Annotated in this window: 15 protein-coding genes; 4 read left to right on the top strand and 11 right to left on the bottom strand. The window is 35.4% G+C overall.

The annotated features are described in order from the left end of the window. Positions 1 to 865 precede the first annotated feature (865 nt). From CRS_RS13185 to CRS_RS13160, 6 genes are all read right to left on the bottom strand, one after another. Positions 866 to 3,064, bottom strand: coding sequence for a peptidase domain-containing ABC transporter (locus tag CRS_RS13185; protein WP_142724493.1), 2,199 nt, complete (start codon positions 3,062 to 3,064; stop codon positions 866 to 868). Between the two features lie 3 nt (positions 3,065 to 3,067). Further along, entirely contained in the window at positions 3,068 to 4,300 is a 1,233-nt protein-coding gene (locus CRS_RS13180; RefSeq protein WP_172617066.1) for a lanthionine synthetase LanC family protein, read from the bottom strand. Continuing rightward, positions 4,278 to 7,367: a lantibiotic dehydratase gene (locus tag CRS_RS13175; protein WP_142724491.1), complete on the bottom strand. Its 3,090-nt coding sequence runs from the start codon at positions 7,365 to 7,367 to the stop codon at positions 4,278 to 4,280. The genes CRS_RS13180 and CRS_RS13175 overlap by 23 nt, the downstream gene beginning before the upstream one ends. A 93-nt stretch (positions 7,368 to 7,460) precedes the next feature. Continuing rightward, positions 7,461 to 7,622, bottom strand: coding sequence for a class I lanthipeptide (locus tag CRS_RS24830; protein WP_142724490.1), 162 nt, complete (start codon positions 7,620 to 7,622; stop codon positions 7,461 to 7,463). A 131-nt stretch (positions 7,623 to 7,753) separates the two neighbouring features. After that, positions 7,754 to 10,126 carry a TonB-dependent receptor domain-containing protein gene (locus CRS_RS13165; protein WP_142724489.1) on the bottom strand — a complete coding sequence of 791 codons (2,373 nt, stop codon included), beginning with the start codon at positions 10,124 to 10,126 and terminating at the stop codon, positions 7,754 to 7,756. Between the two features lie 79 nt (positions 10,127 to 10,205). Beyond that, positions 10,206 to 10,448, bottom strand: coding sequence for a hypothetical protein (locus tag CRS_RS13160; RefSeq protein ID WP_142724488.1), 243 nt, complete (start codon positions 10,446 to 10,448; stop codon positions 10,206 to 10,208). A gap of 277 nt (positions 10,449 to 10,725) precedes the next feature. Here CRS_RS13160 and CRS_RS13155 point away from each other — a divergent pair, with 277 nt between their 5' ends. The 4 genes from CRS_RS13155 to CRS_RS13140 all read left to right on the top strand — a co-directional run bounded on the left by CRS_RS13155 (position 10,726) and on the right by CRS_RS13140 (position 17,057). After that, entirely contained in the window at positions 10,726 to 12,486 is a 1,761-nt protein-coding gene (locus tag CRS_RS13155) for a tetratricopeptide repeat protein (protein ID WP_142724487.1), read from the top strand. A 670-nt stretch (positions 12,487 to 13,156) separates the two neighbouring features. Continuing rightward, positions 13,157 to 15,013 carry a caspase family protein gene (locus CRS_RS13150; RefSeq protein WP_142724486.1) on the top strand — a complete coding sequence of 619 codons (1,857 nt, stop codon included), beginning with the start codon at positions 13,157 to 13,159 and terminating at the stop codon, positions 15,011 to 15,013. Continuing rightward, the gene (locus CRS_RS13145) at positions 15,010 to 15,888 is read left to right on the top strand and encodes a hypothetical protein (RefSeq protein ID WP_142724485.1); all 879 of its coding nucleotides are present in this window, start codon (positions 15,010 to 15,012) and stop codon (positions 15,886 to 15,888) included. Before CRS_RS13150 ends, CRS_RS13145 begins: the two co-directional genes overlap by 4 nt. Before the next feature lie 671 nt (positions 15,889 to 16,559). Next, positions 16,560 to 17,057 (top strand): hypothetical protein, encoded by a 498-nt coding sequence (locus CRS_RS13140; protein ID WP_142724484.1) that lies wholly within the window; start codon positions 16,560 to 16,562, stop codon positions 17,055 to 17,057. 195 nt (positions 17,058 to 17,252) lie between these two features. Here the strand turns inward: CRS_RS13140 and CRS_RS13135 are convergent, their stop codons facing one another. From CRS_RS13135 to CRS_RS13115, 5 genes are all read right to left on the bottom strand, one after another. Then, positions 17,253 to 17,762, bottom strand: coding sequence for a GNAT family N-acetyltransferase (locus CRS_RS13135; protein WP_142724483.1), 510 nt, complete (start codon positions 17,760 to 17,762; stop codon positions 17,253 to 17,255). 34 nt (positions 17,763 to 17,796) lie between these two features. After that, on the bottom strand, positions 17,797 to 19,482 hold the full coding sequence (locus CRS_RS13130) for a hypothetical protein (RefSeq protein WP_142724482.1): 1,686 nt from the start codon (positions 19,480 to 19,482) through the stop codon (positions 17,797 to 17,799). Positions 19,483 to 19,598: 116 nt separating this feature from the next. Then, a complete protein-coding gene (locus CRS_RS13125; protein WP_142724481.1) occupies positions 19,599 to 20,108 on the bottom strand; it encodes a hypothetical protein in 510 nt (169 codons plus the stop codon). Then, positions 20,095 to 20,553: a hypothetical protein gene (locus CRS_RS13120; protein WP_142724480.1), complete on the bottom strand. Its 459-nt coding sequence runs from the start codon at positions 20,551 to 20,553 to the stop codon at positions 20,095 to 20,097. The genes CRS_RS13125 and CRS_RS13120 overlap by 14 nt, the downstream gene beginning before the upstream one ends. A 2-nt stretch (positions 20,554 to 20,555) precedes the next feature. After that, entirely contained in the window at positions 20,556 to 21,035 is a 480-nt protein-coding gene (locus CRS_RS13115) for a hypothetical protein (protein WP_142724479.1), read from the bottom strand. Between the last annotated feature and the right edge of the window lie 50 nt (positions 21,036 to 21,085).

Raw genomic sequence — 21,085 nt, 5'->3', positions numbered from 1 at the left:
TGTGCTAATTCAAGTACGCCTAATTTGTTCTTGATGATTTTTTGTTGTGTTGTCATAATACTTAATCTGTTTTAAAGTTATTTAATTTGATTACAACTGTCAGATTAAGTATTGACTAATTCATTTTAACAATTATTAGTAACTTTTGTTGACGATTGTCTCGAATTCATGCCACCGTCATTAGCTAAACTCTAAATAGTATAATCTAGAAATTTCCTATTTTGCTACAACTAATGAGCGATTTAATTGGGTTTAAGGTTATTAAAGTTATTTACCTATGTATTCGTTGATGACCTGGCTACATGAATACCAATTAGTTATTGATAACACTGGCTCTGCCATTTTTCGTACTTCACTAAATAGAGATTTAGTTACACAAAAAACGTTCTAAACACAAAATTGCTTGATATAGAAATAAATTCGCTATTCGGTGGCTTCAAGACATTCGTATCTACATAGAATCATTATAGTCTTTAACATGCATCTTATAGCATTTTAATATACTCATTAAATCCTACCACATAACGACGAACATTGACTTCCAGATTTTCAATAAATCTGTACCTTAGCCCTATTCCTGTTCCTAAATTAAAGGTTAGCAACTAATTGTTAATACTGGTAATCAACTGTTAAGCACTCCAACATATCTTTGTTAGCACCATATTGAAATCTATCGCAAGTCAAACAATCTTCTTATAAAAAATTCGTGCGTTAAATTGTCTATTATCTTTTTAAAACCTATTATAACTCTTTGACTGAAAAAATAAACATAACTCTACGTTATAAAACCTGCGTAACTATATAGCAGTATATTGATTTTGAAATAGGTGTTTAGATCTATTTTGAAGTCAACATTGTATAAAAGTTAGTCACCCAGTTCTAGTTGATTCTTAACCAAACCATAATACTCACGCTTAAAAGATACAAGATCTCCATGATGACCTTGCTCCACTACTTCCCCGTTTTTCAAAACAACAATCTGATCCGCATTTTTAACCGTGGAAAGACGATGTGCTATAATCACAACGGTTTTTCCACTAAAAAATTTCTGCAAATTATCATGAATAACCTTCTCATTATTTGCATCTAAGGCCGAGGTAGCTTCATCAAAAAATATAAAATGTGGATCTTTATACACAGCTCTTGCGATTAACAAACGTTGCTTTTGCCCTCCAGAAATACCATTTCCTGCTGCACCTATTTTCGTGTTGATCCCTAATGGTAATCCTTCAATAAAAGCTCCGATATTAGCTACTTGAATCGCATGCTCTAATTGAGCTATATCTACATGTTCATGTCCTGTGGTAATATTTTTTTCAATAGTATCCGAAAATATGTAACCATCCTGCATAACTACTCCTGAGTTTTTCCTTATACTCTTTGGTGATAACGAAAGTATATTATTTTCATTAAAATGTATGTCTCCAGCAACAGGGTCGTAGAATCTTAACAGCAATTTTAAAAGAGTACTTTTCCCGCTTCCACTTGCACCAACTATGGCAGTAACTTTTCCTTCAGGTATTTCAATATTCACATTTTTAAGTACAAATGGAGATTTGGGGCCTTCATATTGAAAAGAGACATCATTTAATTTGATTCCAGCTGGTCTAAGATCATTTTGGTCGCGATCTTTGACATTCAGGGGCCTTAGGTACTCCTGTTCCTCCGCCTGATGGTTTTGCACTTCATTAAGCCTGACTATACTCAGCTTTGCATCCTGCAATGATTTAAAAAAGATTATTAACTGGTTAATCGGACTATTCATCTGACCGATGATGTAAGACACACTTAATAATGCGCCTAAAGTCATGTGTTCGGAAACTACAAATGATGCAGCCAAAAAAGTTACTATAATATTCTTTAATTGATTGATAAACTCAAAGCCAGAGTATTGTATCTGGTCTATCTTTAAGATACGACTATTGATCTTAAACAGTTTTAGCTGAATCGATTCCCATTGTTTACGTTTTGCTTCTTCAAATTGATTTAGTTTTAGTTCAGTTACTCCATTTATAATCTCATAAATAGCTTCCTGATTTTCACTCTTTTGTCGAAAAAGAAAGTAATCCAGTATTTTTCTTTTATTAAGCCAAAACAAAGACCACATGACCGCTACCGCAGTAAGAAATATATATACTATTAAAATACGATAGTCGTAGTACCATAATATGCCGAAAAAAACTGAAAAAGTAACTATTGAGAAGAGTGTAAGCAAACTTTGCGATGTTAGAAATTTCTCAATCCTGTCATGGTCTTGAATACGTTGATTAAAATCACCCATTATTTTAGTTTCAAAAAAACTAACAGGCAATTCTAGCAGTTTTCTGAAAAAATCTGATATAATTTGAATGTTAATTTTCGTACCCACAGTCAGCATAACCCAATCGCGAAATACACCAAAGATAATATTACCAATGAACAATGATAATTGAGCTAATAGAACGTAAACGATGAAGTTCATATCCTTTGCATTTACTCCCCTGTCAATAAGTTTCTGAGTCAGGATAGGAAAGAATAAAGTAGTTACCGTTCCTAAAAATAGAAATAAAAACATGAGCAGCATTTGACGTCTGTGCGGTCTCAGATAGCGGAGAAGATATTTGAGGCTTAGATTTTGCTCCTCAGGAACTTTATACTCATGAAATTTTTCTGTAGGCTCCAGAAAGAGAGCTATACCACAGTATTCATCCGAAAGCCAGGATTTTTTGAAATTTTCTTCGTTTAATGATAACAAACCGTGGCCCGGATCAGCAACTTTAAAGCTGAGTTGTCCCGATCTTTTCCGTTTGATTTTATGCAGCACTACAAAGTGATTTTGGTCCCAATGTAGTATACAGGGCAACATATTGCCATCTAAATCCTCTATACCGAGGCTAGAAGCAAAACATTCAAACCCGATTTTTTCAGCAGCTTCTTTAATACCCAATAATGAAACCCCATCTCTCGTTATAAAGCTTCTGTCTCGAAGATATTGTAAACCGAACTCCTTGCCATAAAATGCAGATATCATTGCCAGACAAGCAGGCCCGCAGTCCATCTGATCATGTTGTGCTATAAATTTCATTTCTTAAATGCCGATTAATAAAGTTTCACTTATTGATGGTAATTCAGGCATTAACCCCGACATCAGACAGATTCCGATACCAGATATCCCCCATCCATACGACCACTTCACTGATTCATTGTTCTTATCCTCATCATAAATAGAAGATTCAGCAAATCCCGCCATGGCCTGATAGTCAGGATCGCGATAAGTAGTAATCTGGTCATACCAGTATTGGTAGGCTTTTTTATAAATATTATCTCCACTTTTTAGGTACATATCCTTACAAACACAATAAATACCTGCAGCACCATAGAAAATAGTAGCATCAAATGTAAATTTTATATCATTCTTTCGTTGTAAACATTTATAAGTCAAGTAATTTATATTATCGCTGAGGTTTCCGGTTTTTAAAATTTTGCTGGCGTTATTCAATGCATAAATGACTCCTAAATCCCCATAACACAATGAAAATTGTGTTGACGAGATTTCGCCATCAGCCCCATATAAGTTGGGAAAGAAACCTGTGCTGAGATTCCGCTTTTGGTCAAGGACAAAATTTACCGCCTTTTCCAGCAGTACCAATTCTGCATGAGAGTCTTTGGTAAGCAAACCGATTTTAAAAAGCTTGCAAAGGAAGTTAATAATCATGGCAGAACCGTGAGAAATTCCTAAATAAATCTGATGGCCATAAAAAGGTGATTTCCAGTACACCTGGTTATCAGAATGGGAAATCGCATATTTTTTTAGCGACTTGACGATTACTAGAAGCATTTCTCTTGAAAACTCATTTTTTGTATGATAAAAGTTGTTAAGAAAATAGTGCCCGGAACTTAATGCACCACTAAAAAAGTCGAAATCTTGATCTTTTAAGCTGCTCTTAGTCAATTTACAAAGTATATTATTTATTATGTCATAATATTCTGTAAAATCATAACTTTTATTGAGTTGATACTGTACAAACATAAGCCCCTTGCCAAAACTCGAAATTATATTTGATAAGGAATCTCCTCTGTACTTTGGAGAAAAAATCTCGCTTAATGAAATCTCTGTTAACAGACCAATGGAATCTTCTATCATTTCCTCTGCTTTCTTTTGATACTTGTCATCATCAAAAAACTTCTGACAAAAAAAATAGAAAATTGCCAAGCCCATTTTCCCATTTTCAATAGAGGGGTCTTTAAATAAGACACTGTTTTGATCTATCTCTGCAATTATTTCAGAAATAATCACCTTACACTCTTTGTTTGGTTTCATTTCGATAAAAGATTGATTTATAAGTATTGTACATGAAATAATACATAACCAATTCATGCATCCTTGTTTTCGTAAAGAACAACCGGTTCAATGACATGTGTATATAGCTTTGAAGTAATTTAATGAATTCTTCATTACCTGATGTATTACCCCTAATTAAACTGGTGAGGCTATTAATTCTCTTGGTTCTATTCTTAAATGGAACAATAAAGTCATCAAATGTTCCATATTTTTTTAATCTAATACTATCGTCCAGAAAGTTTTTATGCATTCTTAACTCCTTCTCTATTGAAATTTTAAAGGCTTTCCTTGCGCCATTTTGACTTAGATCTACGTACTCTGGCAAAAAAATATTATATAATTTCTCAAAAATATCAATTCGATCTTTCAGGTCAACTTCAAAATTATCCATTAACATATCAATAGAAATAATGCCTGCCTTCCATCTTGTACCTTCATCCCCATCCTTCGTCAATTCTATATATTCTGCAATCGCATCGCTGTCATAATAAAATAACCTTTCGGATAATAAGATGTTTTTACTCCCATATCGTTCAACTTCGCGTTGATAAGTATCAATACTATAAGAAAAAACATAGCCAGTCTCAATGAGCGGAGCGATCAGCAATTTTATGGAGTGAATCAGTTTTTTCGTCAGATGCTCTTTTACCCTAAATCGAATATGATGCTCTGGATCCTCATATCTCAAATAGAACCATTGAGTTTCCTTTTGCTTGGTTTGCTTGATAAACGGAATAATTACTTCACGAATTACTTTATCACCTGTAGAATGGCTGCAATAAAATTTAAAATAGGTCCACTCATCTCCTGGAAAAAAATCGTTTATGATGCTTTTACCATCCAACATTTTATCGATGATATTATCTTTTGCTGAAGACTTTCTGAGTGTCGGAACTAACGGGAATATAACCTCTGAAGTAAACTTCTCTTTTTTATTTTGAATGAAACTTGAATGATGAAAACATTCGAACAAAAATATATCTCTTTTTTTTATTAGACTTAAAATTATATTTAGACAAACTTCATTGCCTATGTCCAGTAAAAGTGTATTGTCATAATCTTTATATATACAATATTGAGGTATTGCAAGTGTTCCCAATAATCCTCTTAATTCTTGACGACTTGAGACAACATTCTGTGATAATTTCCATCTTGCTTCCGATAAGATGATTTCCTTATATTCAATTCTTGGCAAATAACTTCTATGATCAAGAACAGACCAATCCCAGCTAAATCCTTTATACTTATTATGATATTGGAGATCGCCTAAAAATCTTATAACTGATAGCTGGCTGCTTCCATAATTGTACGAAGAGGATAAACGTGGTCGAATCTCTTTATTGAGCAATTCTGACCTTAAAATAATATGGTTATCACGAACGGTGACCATAATATCGTTAACATTTATTTGAGCTAGATCAGTTTGAGAATTCGAGACATAAGGTATTTCATAATTATAAAAATTAGGTCTTAATAGCACATTTCTCGTTCTATCATTCGGGCTGTGTATGATTTCGGCGTAAATATAATCTTCACCCTCCTTTATTATAAGGCGGTCCATGTGATTGCGAAGGGTCTGGTCATAATAAGCGAATCTGGAAAGTTGATTACTCATTCCCGCCGTAGGCAATGGAGATTTACTTACGAATTTAAAATTACCATTATCCAGATCTTCAATTGAATCTGAAACTAGTTCGCCAAATAAACAATAATCATCATGAAATATCAGTTCTTCCTGCACATTGGTGACCTGGTCCAAATCTTTCTCTGAAATACAAATAGGCTTAAAATGGTGTGGACTAAAATGATCAATATATTTTTCTATTATAAGCTGAATTATCGGAGGAACAACAACTCCTTTCTTATTTGTATGTTTGTAACTGAAAAGAATATCATTAACGAGCGGCGTATCTTCTACATTTCCGCTAGTTTGCAGGCCATAACCAATCCCCAACATTGGATCTAAAGCTGTAGACAGCGGTATTTCCCGTTCTCCAAATCTTTGAGTGAAACTTTCACAAAATGACAAAAGTCTGTTGTCACTATAATTACCAGTTAATTTAGATAGCTCAGAAGTCCTATCTATAAGTGTCTTGAGTATCTTCTTATTAATCTTGTTCTTAGAAAAATTGATTTTTAAATCGACTTGAAAAAGTTGAGTATTATCGTCTTCGGGAATCTTATAGTCAGCAGCAAGGCTTTCAATCTTATTAATATCAATCTCAGAATTGCCAAGGTTAATAACTTGAGCTATATTTTTCAGGTTTTCATCAAAGATTCCCACTTTTTCAAAATATGTATTCATTTCATTGATGGGTTCTTCAATACTTGTCAAATACGGAGGTAGCCTATCAATAATTAAATTATTTTCAAGGAGACTTCGAATAAAATCTCTTATTTCAGTACCGTCTGCTTGAGGCATTTGTTCCTCAATAAGCTTTGATATTTCACTAAGTGTTGATCCTTTTTTTGCCGACGACAAAATCCTGTCCAGTAAATCATTCATTTCAATTTCTGAAATTTCATAATTATACTGATCATCCCAATTTACATATCTTAAGCTCTCACCTATACGATACAACGTATTGTTCGGAAAGTACAATATATCTCTATCTTCATTATCCTTAAGAATCTTATCTTTAACTCGTTTTATAAATAGCATATCCGGCCTTACGAAAGGCGTTGTCCTAGGTTTTGCAAATTCAAAATCCGAGTTATCTTCAACAATCTCTCCAACTGAATATCCTGCAAATAACCCATAAGGCGTAGATCTTGAACATATTCTACAATAATATTTATATAAGCTTATCAATATTCTATCCATACTATCAAAGCCTATTTCATCATTGTTAATCCATTGTAATGCTATAGAATAAAAATATCTGGACGAGAAATAGATACTGCTAATAAAACGATCGTCCTTAAACATTTCTTTTGTAGAATGTATGTCCCCGTTTTGAATATGTCTGTTGAGATCTGAAAGTTTGGATAAGGAGAATTGGGGGGTTCTGATCAGGTAAAAATCTGTAGTTGTTAAATCGGCCATATCTACTAATATTTTTTTGTTATTACCAATTAACCGCAAAAAAAATATGGAAAAAGGTCCTCCCTTACTATTTAGGGAGGACCAAAAGATCAATTAGTTTTGAACCTTTGTTACAACAGTTGCTGTTTTAACATGGCAATGGATCTCGTGATCCACAGCGCCTTGTTTACCTCCTTTTACTTTGTTTAATTGAAGATCGTTTAATTTCGCAATCGACTTCTTGTTTAACTGTAATTTACTGAATTTCTTGTTCATGATTGTTTAATTTAAAAATTAGTCTCTACTCTTTTAGGGATTTTCGAGTTACTCCCACACGCGCGTATATTTTCTACTTTATCTATATATCATAGATAAAAATGTATTTGATTTATATCTGGAAATCGGATTTAATTTGCTCTTGAAGATTCGTCAAATTCAACAGTTTTAATGGTTCCTTTAACTTTTCTGTTTCCAAAAGCATAAGCCATACTAATTGAGAATTTTCTATAATCATTATAGCTGTAGAATTCTGACCTATAACCATTGTTATATGAATACCCCTGATTTTTCAGCGTCCTAAAAACATCGCTGAACACAGCGCTTATATTTAACCTCTTACCAAGAAATGATGCCTTAACTCCTGGTGAGAAATCTAATTGATCCTTCATCTTAACGTTTGCATAGGTAAAAGGCAGATCATGCCAGAAATTTAACATTAAAAACCAAGTTTTTTCTTTATTCAAAGTGATAGTATTATAGATCGAATATGAAAATGAAAACAGTTTTAATCTCTCAACTTCAGATATGTTAGGCGTTGTTACCGCGTAATTGGCATTGGAACTGATAGAGCTTTCCCAAATTCCAAAGAATGTATCATAATAACCAAGCCGTACACCTATTTTATTCTGATCATAACTGTTTTCAACAATATTACTGAAGATCCCATTTTCTAATCGAGCGATGCTTGAAGTATTATCACGGCTGTACTCATTATACAATGCAGCAGTCAGCTTACCCTTAAAAGAATATGATAACTCAACATTATCATTATAAGAGGGTCTTAGTGAAGGTGTCCCTGCAAAATACATATATGGATTTGTATACCATCTGAAAGGATTTAAGTCCTGAAAGTCCGGACGACTAATTCGTTTAGCATAATTAAGTGAAAAAGCATGGTTGTCATCTGGTTTAAAACTAAGATATGCAGTAGGAAATACCTTACCATAATTGTTAGTTATTTTTCCGTTTTCCTGATTGGAACTGTTTCCTTCCAAAGCTGTATATTCATATCTTAAGCCCGCTTTTGCAGACCATCTATTGTTAAAATCTTTTTGAACGCTTATGTAAGTCGCAAAATTTTGCTCTTTATAATTAAAGACATTACTGTTGTTCGAATTGATAACATAATCCGAATTGTGTAATGTATAATACTTCACATCAGAATTATTTTCAAATAAAGTGTATTTAGCTCCAGCTTCAATATTTAAGGTTTTAAAGGGAAGCAGCAAATCAGCCTGGCCAGAATAAATTTTGTAATTCATTAAACTTATGTTGCGAACTGTTTCGTTACTGCTCATAAGAATATTAGCTGTGTTAAAATCGTTTGCTTTATCAGGTCTATTACCCAAATAGTTGGCAGTAAAACTTAACTTCTTACCTACAGTGTCCAATTTAATATCATAATAGACATTCAAGGTATGTGTGGGTGTTTTCCATAACTGCTTTTGAACGGTGATTAAACTGGAGTCAATTACTCTTTGTGTCTTATAAATGCTGACACCCTCAGCAACCATACTGTACCTCGAGGTATTAAAATCATATATAAAACCTATGTTCTGCCTATCGTTGATTTTGTAATCAAAATTATAATTGACTCCAACCGATCGCGCCTGATCCTTTCTGGTTTCGTTTGTATATACACTATTTTCAGATCCTATCAGATCCCTGGTTCCTGTTGGTTTAAAAGACAGATCGTATTGTCTGATTTTAAGCGATGTGCTTATTTTATGAGATTTGTAGTTTATCGTTGCACCCGTTCTAAAACCGTTGTAAGAGTTTCTTTGATACGAGCTGTTTATGTTTCCGCTCCATCCAAGATTAGGATTTTTTTTCATAACAATATTAATAATACCGCTATTACCTTGTGCCTCATATTTGGAAGGTGGCGTGGTTATAACTTCAATTTTAGAAATATCCTCCGAACGGAGTGATTGAAGATAGTTTGTTAACTCACTTCCCGAAAGGTTCACCATACGCTCATTGATCATGATTGATACTCCACCCTTTCCTACAATGGATATATTATCATTTTGGACACGAACTAGAGGAGAATTTTTCAATGCATCCAAACCGCTCATACCCTGTGAAACTATTGAGTTTTCGACATTAAAAATAGTTCTATCAATTTTTTGCTCAATCATTTTTCGTCTTGCTATTACCGATACCCCTTCTATTAAAATGGAACCATCAATCTGCAATTCACCCAACTCAGCATTAGTGACTACTTCTATTTTTTGTTTAAGATGTTCTTTTCCGAACTGTTCTAAAATCAGCACATAACTGCCTTTTTCTGCATTCAATGAAAAAGTACCTAGACTATCTGTCGAAGCTTTCTTATACAATATATCATTCCTTAAGAGGCTGGCATGTGCAAACTCTACAGGCTTTCTCTTTCCATCAATCACTTTTCCGGTAATTGTGTATTGTTGAGCATATGCGAGCTCCACTTTACAACACACAAAGAACATTGAAAAAAGTATTATCGTCTTCGTAAGGTTCATTAAGGTTCAGTTATTAGTTATTTATAAAAGCTTTATTCAGTTAAAATTTTTTGCAAAGATTGTTAACTGAAACTACTATTTATTTAATTCGCCAATGATTGCTGTTTTTTACAGGATCGTTTTTGACTTCATCCTTCGTATGACTTTTTGTACTATCACCTTTTACAACAGTAGACGCAGGTTTCTCATATATATTGATATTACCTGATCGTAGTACTTGGTTAGCATGTGGATTTTCAACAAACATCTCATCATCCTTGCTACAAGAGTTTAATAATGCTATAATAATTATAGCTGCTAAAAATGGGATAAATCTTTTCATATTTAATATTTCAATAATTTATCCGGCGCCGGACATTTTAATAAGCTTGGTGCTAAATTAGAGATTTGAACCCTCCGCTTTTTCGAAACATTGTATTAATTTATAAATCATTCTGTTATAATTTTTAAATCAAAACAATAGCAACACATTGAATTTCAAACAATTAAAATCATTTTACAAAAGAAATAAATCATATAGGGAGAGGTTCATTGGGTTTATCAAATTTTATTGATTTTTAGCTGATGAAAGGAGGCTATTATAGCAATAATTGCTAAATTTGGAACTTACACTATTCTTTTTTATGGTTGAATTAAGAAAATGCGGAATTATATTTTTCTTTCTGGTTTGTTCAATTTACTTATTTGCGCAAACCAAAAGTAATTTTAATCAAGGAAGCTTAATGGACCTCAGAAATACCTATGCTAATTTTGAAGAAAATGACGAAAAGGCAATTCCCCATGTTAAAAATTATCTATTAAGGGCAAAAAATCAAAATGATTATCATAATATCTTTCAAGCATACAAAGACTTGATCTTTTATACGAAGGACAGAAACAAAAAAATAGTCTATGCGGACAGTTGTGTGCTCTACTCTCTGAAATCCAACGATAATGAATTAATAAGTAATGCTTATCTCACTCGGGGTATCATATATTATTTTTTCTTCAAAAAGTATCAGCCAGCTCTGGATGAATATCTTAAAGCTTACAAATATTCTACAGATATAAAAGACGAATATTTAAAGAATACTATCATTTATCATCTTGGAGTTGTTAAAAGCTATTTGGGATATTACGATGAAGCGCTGAATTTATTTACAAGATGTGTCAGTTATTTTGAAAATATTGCCAGAAGTGATGCCCATCCAATCACTATCTTTAACAACCAGAAAGGATATTTTAACAGTCTTCATCAACAGGCAGTATGCTATAGAAATATACATAACTATAAAAAGAGTGACTCAATAATAGGCTATGCCTTAGCTAACTTACCGAAGTCTAATGATTTCGTACTTGAAAAATCATATTTTTTGAAATGTTTAGGAATATCAGAATACCGCAAAGGTAATTACAACGAAGCGATAAAAAATCTTTCAAATGCTTTAACATCATTAACAAACATCGATGACTTCAGCTGGGCTTCAGTTTGCTATTTTTATATAGGAAAATCATATTTACAGATTCATGAAGAAAAGAAAGCACTCTCCTATCTAACTAAGGTTGACTCAATATTTCAAAAGAGAAATTTTATTCTTCCCGAAGTTAGAGAGAACTATGAAATTCTGATAGATCATTATCATAAATCGGGCAATCCCCAGAAAGAACTTTATTTTACTAAACAACTATTGAAGGCTGATAATATTTTAGGAAAGGATTTCAAATATTTATCATCTAAAATCAACAGGGAATATGAAACAAAAACTTTATTAGATAAACAAATAGAGTTAGAAAGCAAAAATTCTAATGCTATAAAATTATTACTTGGATCAGTTGCAATTATAGCAGTCCTTAGCGCCATACTCTTCTATAGAAATAAAAAGCAAAGGGCGGTTCAAAAACAATACCTAGAACTTGAACAGAAATTAATCAAAGAGCAGAAAGGAACTGAAACCATATTTAATGAAAACCAGGAACTTTCAAAATCGAAAAAAGAAAATAAAAATACATTAGCGGCAGATATTATAGCAGATATTCTGCGTAAACTTGAAGCATTTGAAAATAAAAAAGAGTTTAGAAAAAAAGGATTGACCTTATCTGATTTGTCAAAGAGATTTAATACAAACACAGCATATTTATCACAGGTTATCAACGAATACAAAGGTAATAACTTTAATACTTACTTAAATACACTAAGGATCGAATACATTACACACGAATTATACCAAAACCCTAAATTTCTTGAATATACTATCGAAGGCTTAGCAAATGACTGTGGAATGAGCTCAAGACAAACTTTTACAGCATTATTTAGCGAGCTTAATGGTATTAAACCTACAAGTTTTATTAAAAAAAGAAAAGAGGAAATAAATAAAATATAATCGATCCGGGAGTGTAACTCAAACTGTGTCATTGGATAATTAACCTAAATCTAATAGCCTCTATCAAGTTTGAGTCTATCCCCAAATTTAATGTATAGTTGGGATATGTTCAAGCCACAGTTGTGCACCGGCAACATGCACTTTTTAGATATATCCTTTATTATCTTTATATTTTTTTAACATAATAATTTTTAAAATTTATATGTGACATTACTAAAAAACGTAACATACCACTCTAAAAATGAGCTCTGATATAGAAATATCAGGACTCTAACCAACTAATCAAACCACCTAGATAAGCATTTATGTTTTTCTTGCATACTATACAGTTTCTTCTACATCAACTATTTTAATCAGATCCTATCTGATTCTAAAAGTTTAGCATAATAGCTATTTTTACGACTAACTCCTCATGTATACGTTGTTCTACAATCCTACCTCGGTTCATCACCGCAATTTGATCTGCATGGCGCATCGTGGATATCATTGGAATTTAAGACAGGAACAATAGTAGAAATCAAAAGCTTCCCCGAAGGACAGGATTTTAGTCATAATGATTTACTTCTTGACGTCTTTACAACTTGTAGTTGCTTAGAAAATTATACTGATTAAATTAATCTGTATAACATTTTTTTATTACATTTATATCTAAAGCCAAAAACTATTAACCATGTCTAAAATCGCGATCTGCATAGGGGTGAATAATGTCAATAATTTCGCACGGCTCAAGGGCGCAACCTTAGGTGCAATTGAATTTTCCAAATGGGCTTCCGCACATGGGTACCAGACAAAACTATTTATTGACGAGGAAGGCAACGTTGTAAGGGTTCGGGAAATTTACGATTTTATAAAGGGATGCCTTGAAGAAATGGTATATGACCAGATCATTGTGTATTTTTCAGGGCATGGAATCTCCCGGGGACCCAATCAGGAGTTTTGGTATCTTTCAGAAGGTGGTGAAAACGACAATGAAATAATCGGCTTGACAAGATCAGCAGATGACGCAAGAAACTGCCAGATAAGATATGTACTGTTCATATCAGATGCCTGCAGATCTTTACCGACTGATTACTATCAGCCAACCAGTGGTCAGACCATATTTGCAAAACAAAAAGTCGACACAAACAATACTATCGACATTTTCTATGCAACAAGACCTGGAGCGCCAGCCTACGAAATTGCAGGTGACAATCTTAAAGATGCGCATGGAATATTTACAGAATCTCTGATAGAATATCTATCTGGGGAAGTCCCGGAAACTGTCGTTAATAACGACATCGATGACGGGACCGAAATAAAGAGATACCTTTCAAAGTACTACGATCCTGTAAAGCTTTCGGCTGATATAAATTATAAGAGCTTAAGGGAAGAAAATCAAAAATGGATTATTTCGGCTCCGGAAGTTGATCTTAAACTTAGAGAATATGTCGAAAGCAGAGCGTTCGGTGTCACGCAGGGACAATCTCCTGAAATCAGGGTACAAAACCATAAAACAGAGTATCCCCTGGCAACATTCACTGATCTGGAGGGGAAAAACCTAATGCTGAAAAATTGGATAGTCAGCAAACCTGAAGTACAGCCCGCAGATCCAGGAATGTTCAAAGTAAATGTTCTCAAGGATGTCAAAGACCTTTCGATAAATCTATGGAACAACAAGTCAGATCAGAATAATCTCGCGACTCAGGTGGAAAATGTAGCTGAGAAAAATGTATTTGCATCCGATAAGCTATTTAGAGATCCTGTTTACGAACACTATACCGGAATAGAACTGATCGGTGAAACGATGATTGATTTTATCACTCCTGCCTATGCGGGAAATATGCCCTGGCGATACAGAAATGCGAATTCAATATCTTTTCATCATGAACAGCCTTACAGATATAGCCGTTATGGGCTGCTCTTATTAGAAAATGGACGATCGATCCCAGTTGCTGTAATTGAAGGCTTTGTCGCGCAGCTCATATTTAAGGATGGCTATCTCTTTACCATCAATTACACACCCGTCAAATCAAACTCTTACAATTATTTACAATATCAGGAAAAAAAAGAAATGATCATTCAAAAACGAAATCTTGTTGCCATTGCGGCCAATAATGGTTTCAATTATGAAGACGCATTTAAAAAAATTGATTTCGCCAAACTGGGATATGATGATGCCGGAAGTTTTCTGAGATATGGAAAAGCGCTTGATCCCTCTCTAGGACTTTACGCGGCTTATGCGTTTAGGGAAACGGGAAATTTTGAAAAGATCAGGTCTGTTTATGATTATATGATCCTGGATAACCCAGTGGTTCCTTTTGATGTGGCAATGCTTGCAGGAAAGCTCGATGAAACGTCGATAGCCTCATTTTGTCCGGTAATGTCAAGTGGATGGGCTTATAGAGACTTATATGAGAAATTTATTAGCGAAGATATTTTAGAGGCCACAAAGTATCTGGAACCTGGATTATGGACGACATTCTCCGCTAAGGGGACAGAAATACTTATTAAACTAATTAACGATAACCATAGAAAACCAAAAAAATGAAACTAGTATTATTACATGGGCGTTCCCAGCAGGACCGTGACGAAGAGGAACTAAAAAAAGAATGGATAGAAGCGCTCAAAGAAGGACTTAAAAAAAGTAATTTGACATTGGACCTCTCCGAAGAAGACATCATTTTCCCTTATTATGGTAAAATGTTGATGAACCTCATCAGTGACAGAAATAACTTTCAGGAAAAAGTCGTGGAAAAAGGTTCCGGTGGCATCGATCCTAAATTTTCACAGTTCTGTGCTGATTTTTTGGGTACTGTGGCGACAAATGCAGGGATCACCGATCAGAGGATTGCCGAATTGAGCGAGCTGGACGTTACTGAAAAGGGCGCGCAGAACTGGCCGTGGGTCCTGGCAATTCTGAGGGCGATAGACTCTGAATCAGATTTTGCGCAGGCAACCCTCTGGGCAATTACCAATGATGTCTTCCACTATCTCAGAAATCCTGTCATTAGAAAAACCATAGATGACTTTGTCTCAGGCTCACTTCCAAAAGAAGGAGAAAAATGTGTGTGGATAGGACATTCCCTTGGCTCAGTGATATCTTATAATATCCTCAGCAAGTACAAAATCAAGAACATTAAAGAGATTATTACAGTGGGCTCGCCACTGGGTATGAAAGTCATTAAAAGAAATCTCGAAAGCCCATTGCTTAATCCCCCATGCTCATTATCAGGATGGTACAATGCATTTGATAAAAAAGATGCAGTTTCATTGTTCCCTCTAGAAAAACCATATTTTACCACTGATCCTATCATTACGAATTATAACAAAGTTCTAAATGGTACAAGCAACAAACATGGTATTGAAGGCTATTTAAATGATAAAGAGGTAGCGCTACGTATTTATAATGCCCTAAACAAATAAAGCAGTAACCTCAGTTTTGAAAGAACTTATGACATAATTGAGCCCTTCCCTGCCTTAAAAAATTGGAACAACCTCAATTTTAAAGCAAAAAAGAAATTTTATGGTTGACTAATTTATCCCATATAACTAAAGACAAACATTCAAAAATCAATTCTATTAAATAGACATAAGAAATATGAAAAATACATTTTCGATTTAACGAAAATTCAGGAGGGGGACATTTTGCTGCTAAATGTCGACCCACGACTAAGTGCGATCATGAAAGATAAGACTGGTTCTGTTTATCACCACGCCATGTTGTATACGGGAGGCTCCAGTCATATACATTCCAATAAAGGTCCTAGGGTACAAGCAGAAAATACCCGCAGGATGTTATTCGAAAGTACTGAAGCAGCAATCGCATTGCGTGCAAAAGACTAGAAGACCCCCATTTCATAAAGGGGGTAGTTGATATAGCTCGTACAAAAGTTGGTACTGAATATTCCGGAGACGAAGCGAGGAGAACTGTACAAGAACACACAGAGGCAGATTTTGATCACAACAGGCAATTTTGTACCCGCTTTGTAGCTCAGGCTTATGCCGAGGCAGGGCTACAAATAGTTGACGATCCAAATTACTGTACTCCATTTGACCTGACAAGCTCGAAAAAAATAGTCGTTATAAACGATGTTTTGACGGAGGCAAGTGACGAACAGATTGCATATGCCAGAGAAGAGAATACGGTGCTAAGCCAGCAGGTAGCAATAAACAATCATATCTTTTCCAGTGCCAGGGAAATCACTGGAAAGGATATACAGACATTTAATCAACTGACAGAACATTTGCTCTCGGATCCTGAACACGACAAAGCGATTACTGCCTTAATAGAGAAGTCAGGCTATTTGGAATTATGGAGGCTAGACATGCAGAAAAATCCTGGTTCTAATGACGTTGAAATTGCCATTAAAGAAATAGATCAAGAAGATTGGTTAACTGCTTCCGGTCAACTTGAAGATACCGCATTAACAAACCTAGAACGTTATAAAACAAATTTGTTTTTTTACAGACAGCAATATCAAACCAAGCAGCTAACGTACCTTGAAATGCATATCAGGCTGTATGAAAAATTAGTGGAATTTGCCAAAAAGATGTTGGATGTGGCCCGAAAATTAGAAACCGCTGCTCAATAAACAAATATGACAGCTTAACTTGGTATCTATATTAAAACTATTCCTCTAAGTGAGTAAGTAAATAATACGGAGTTTAGTTATATTCCTTATAACTAAATTCCTTTTTCAAATAAAGCTAAGAACTGATTTAGGATGACGCCCCAATTTAAAGATTATAAAAGATGTCTTACAAAGTTTAAATTAACAATGAACTATTTATAAAGCCTTAATTTTGGTAGGTTCTTCACTACGAAGCATCCATATAGAACAAGCGTGATGTCCAGAATTCCCTAATGGGTTTTCAAGTAATCTAAATCCCAGGTTCCGGTACATTTTTACAGCTTTTGAAAACTCTGGAAAGCTCTCCAGGTAGATCTTATCGTATCTAAGACTCTTTGCGCTTTCGATACTTTTCTTCATTAACGCTTTACCAATCCCTAGCCCCCTGGCCGTTGGATCGAGATAGAACTTAACCAGCTCTGCACAGCCAGCAGGCAGTCCATCAGTAGGATAGATCCCGCAACAACCGACCACGACACCATCTACCTCAGCTACCCAAAGCACTGCGCTTTCTTTGCTGAAAAGTGCATATAGGTCAGCAGTCGTCGGATCGGAATAGACAGTTCCCTCTTTTGGTGCATCATGCTCTTCAAAAACAGCTCTGATGATTTTTAAAAGAGCCTCATTGTCCAACTTTTCAATTTTTCTGATGATTGTTCCCTTCATACTCCAATATTAAGTTTAAAAGACTAAAGTTTTGCTAACCACCGAAAAATTTTCTAAAAAAACCTGTTGGTTCCTTCGCTTTCGCCTTTGCAATTTTTAAGTTATCCTCTGTAATGCGATTATAGAAAAGTTTAAGTGAAATTTCAAGATTTTTCACCGCCTCGGTATACTGACCCATATCAATCAGCGAAGTACCGATATGTTCATATAATTCTGCCGCAATATCATCCTTTACTTCTTTCTGTTCAGCCAACAGGGAGATTGCTATTGTGCCATAATATACAGCTTTTTCATTTTCTGTCAGGTGGTACGCACTGTGTACAGCCCAGTAATAACACCAAAAATCTTTGTTTCCATGCCCAATGCTCTGCTCAAAACTTTCAAGTGCTGCTTCGCTATCTTTCATTTGCGCTTCCAAAACATATCCACGGTTGTACAGTGCCACCTGAACAGTTCTCGCCATTCCTTTTTCCAGCCCGAAATGTACTACCTGATCGTAACATTCAAGGGCCTTTTCCCATTGTTTTTCCCTTGCAAAAGTTTCTCCTCTGCTGATCATCAGACTCGGATTGTCGGGCATATTTTCAAGTAAGGAGTCAGCCTGCTCAGCATCCTCGGAATTATTGACTTCTAGGCCGAGCATCGACATTGCCTTGGATTTAGATATGTAGAAATTGGTCACGCAGCGTACAACTTCTTCTTCTTGAAGAACCGAGTCTCCCGGATCTACCGATTGATAGAGTTCAAGTCCTTGGTCGGCCCAATACAGCATTCCCGAATATTGATCGATATCTGCGTGGCTCAAGCATACCCCGTCAATAGTGCTGATCAGGGTCACAAAGTCCATTTCTTCAGAATATTCTCTCAAAAGCTCCTTACCGTCGGCAATGGCGTTCTCATGCATGCCGGCGCTCATATAAATATACATCCTGTTGAGAAGAATCACCATAAATTTACGTTGTGCTATACCCTCGTTGACAATAGTGATTGCTTCCTGATATGCCTGTTTAAAATTCAGTTCCCGCGCAAGATTGTTACAACACATGGCGAATGTATGCGGGTCGTAATTAAGACTATCATTCTGGTCGGTCAAAACTGCGGCTCTATAAAGCTCGTAGGATTGGTTGTAGAGATGTATTTTCAGTTCAGTAAGACGCTGGCTTTCAGCTTCGGGCATATCGGCATATTGAGTTAGAATATAATCGATTTCAACCCCGGCATTGTATAGCTCCATAGCAGATTGCGAATGTACTGAGGGTTGAAGCTGCGAAAAGTCCGGACTGTTGCTGTGTCTATTGAGCATCCTAAAGATTCGTATCTCTAATACTGGAGAGGATCGTAATTGACAGGACCTTTCGTAATAACTCAGAGCTCCATCCCAGTCCTCAAGCCAGTAAAGCGCAGAACCGGCATTGCGGTGACAGTGGTAATGGTCAGGATCAACTTGCAGACCGCTAGTAGCCCAGTCAAGGCATTTTTCTAAGGCTTTCTCCCTGTCGGATTCAAATACTTCGTTATTGTCAAGTGCTATAAGACCCAATATTGCACATAGATCAGGATCAATGCTACCCTCATTCAGGCTATCGATACGGCAATATATTTTATGGAGTTCCTCAAAACCGCGAGGAAGGGAATATCCGTCAAGCCAAAATTTTGCTGCCAAGCCATAACTGCCTTCGGCAAGTGCTTTTAATGCGTTCTGATGAAGTGTATCTTTCATTTGCTTTTGTGTAATTAGTTTTAAATCCGGAAAAACCGACCGCTGAAAATGATCAACTGAGCAGTTAAACCAATACAATTATATCTTTGCTTGTATTCTCTGCAGTTAAAATATCCTTAACGTACAGGCAATTGCGTCATTTCATAGAGCTTTGTTAAGATATCAACCTCATATGCTGATTCCTTCAAGGATTTCACTCTGCCATTCCTAAAATCCTCACTGATCCGGTAGCTTTTTACCAAATGACTATTTTTTGCCCCAAGGGCATAATGCCAATAGCCGCCACTGGTGCTTGTAAAAATGACCATTTCTTCAAAGGGCATAAGGTTTTTCTTAGGAAAAAAAGGCTTTTTCCTAAATACTGTCCGATCCATCCGGTCAAACAGGTAACAGATTTCGGCCCGTATAAAAATATCATAAAGGCTGTGCAGAATAAGATATGGGCCAAGAACAGCAAGCAGAATGACCAGTCCTCTGGTGAGATGATGATAAAAGATAGTGGATAACAGGATCAGTGACAAAATAACACCAAGTGTCCAGACTGAAAGTTTAAGGCTGTAGCGATTGGGCTTAAAACTAAAAATCCTGCCGCTGTCAACAATTTTATACTTGCTATTTTCCGGCATAAGGAAGTGTTATTGCTTCAATATCATTTAAAATATCCTGCATAGCCCGCTTTGACAGGCCCTGTGCGACAATAGCGAACTTCTCCTCACCTGCGGTAAAATAACACACATTAAGTGAAGTATTGACCGGTATAAAGATGTAAATCAACCTGCTCATCTGGTAATGGCCAATATCAGAAAATGGAATACTGATCTCTGCTTTTAATCCCCTTTTGATAAACAAAGTTTTTGCATCCAAATCAATCACCATGCGCTCTGTATAAATGGATAAAAAACATATTGCCGCGAAGATCCCAAAAATCCACATCATAGCCTTGTTATCTGAATTATATCCGACCCAGGCCATAACCGCAAGACCAGTCACGATCAATATACCGAATCCATACTGCCGCTTGAGTATATAACGGTTTCCTACTTTCTTAAAATTTTTAAACGTATTTTCCATAGTTAATTAAGTTCTACGCCATTTACACTGATTTTGCTGCACCAAAGGTATAGGAACATGCTTGTCTCGTCCAGTGTACACTGGTAGGCAACGTTATCCAGAGATGCACCGGAAAATTCGATGTGCTGTGAAAGAAGATTGTCAGCGTTACCGATGACCCGCAGTTCACCAGAAAAATCACTGTCGTAATCCTTCATCAATTTAAGGATTTCAGGACTCATCTTTTCGAAATCAATGGTCAGGAAATATTTCTTCTCTTTTTTTTTATTTTCACCGGGGGACGCAAAACTAAAAGACGCACCTTTGTTCGGGTTACTGAATGTCAACGATACCCCCCGCGCTGCATGGATGGGTATACCGTCTTTACCTTTCACTAAGAATTCGATCTTATTTTTGGTTTTCTCCCCGGTCTGGGCATTACAGGCCGCAGAAATCATTAAAAATAAAAACAGGACAGATTTCAGCGGTTTAAATATTTCCATAAAATACATAGAATGATGTGTTTTGGTAAATTTAGTAGATCAATATTACT

This window comes from Chryseobacterium sp. ON_d1 (assembly GCF_006829085.1).
Taxonomy (GTDB): Bacteria; Bacteroidota; Bacteroidia; order Flavobacteriales; family Weeksellaceae; genus Chryseobacterium.
This window is presented reverse-complemented; position numbering and strand designations above follow the sequence as displayed.

Excerpts from the sequence above, each read along its gene's own strand:
- CRS_RS13165 (WP_142724489.1), bottom strand. The coding sequence starts at position 10,126 with ATGAACCTTACGAAGACGATAATACTTTTTTCAATGTTCTTTGTGTGT.
- CRS_RS24830 (WP_142724490.1), bottom strand. The coding sequence starts at position 7,622 with ATGAACAAGAAATTCAGTAAATTACAGTTAAACAAGAAGTCGATTGCG.
- CRS_RS13160 (WP_142724488.1), bottom strand. The coding sequence starts at position 10,448 with ATGAAAAGATTTATCCCATTTTTAGCAGCTATAATTATTATAGCATTA.
- CRS_RS13125 (WP_142724481.1), bottom strand. The coding sequence starts at position 20,108 with ATGCCGGAAAATAGCAAGTATAAAATTGTTGACAGCGGCAGGATTTTT.
- CRS_RS13120 (WP_142724480.1), bottom strand. The coding sequence starts at position 20,553 with ATGGAAAATACGTTTAAAAATTTTAAGAAAGTAGGAAACCGTTATATA.
- CRS_RS13130 (WP_142724482.1), bottom strand. The coding sequence starts at position 19,482 with ATGAAAGATACACTTCATCAGAACGCATTAAAAGCACTTGCCGAAGGC.
- CRS_RS13135 (WP_142724483.1), bottom strand. The coding sequence starts at position 17,762 with ATGAAGGGAACAATCATCAGAAAAATTGAAAAGTTGGACAATGAGGCT.
- CRS_RS13145 (WP_142724485.1), top strand. The coding sequence starts at position 15,010 with ATGAAACTAGTATTATTACATGGGCGTTCCCAGCAGGACCGTGACGAA.
- CRS_RS13150 (WP_142724486.1), top strand. The coding sequence starts at position 13,157 with ATGTCTAAAATCGCGATCTGCATAGGGGTGAATAATGTCAATAATTTC.
- CRS_RS13175 (WP_142724491.1), bottom strand. The coding sequence starts at position 7,367 with ATGGCCGATTTAACAACTACAGATTTTTACCTGATCAGAACCCCCCAA.
- CRS_RS13180 (WP_172617066.1), bottom strand. The coding sequence starts at position 4,300 with ATGAAACCAAACAAAGAGTGTAAGGTGATTATTTCTGAAATAATTGCA.
- CRS_RS13185 (WP_142724493.1), bottom strand. The coding sequence starts at position 3,064 with ATGAAATTTATAGCACAACATGATCAGATGGACTGCGGGCCTGCTTGT.
- CRS_RS13115 (WP_142724479.1), bottom strand. The coding sequence starts at position 21,035 with ATGGAAATATTTAAACCGCTGAAATCTGTCCTGTTTTTATTTTTAATG.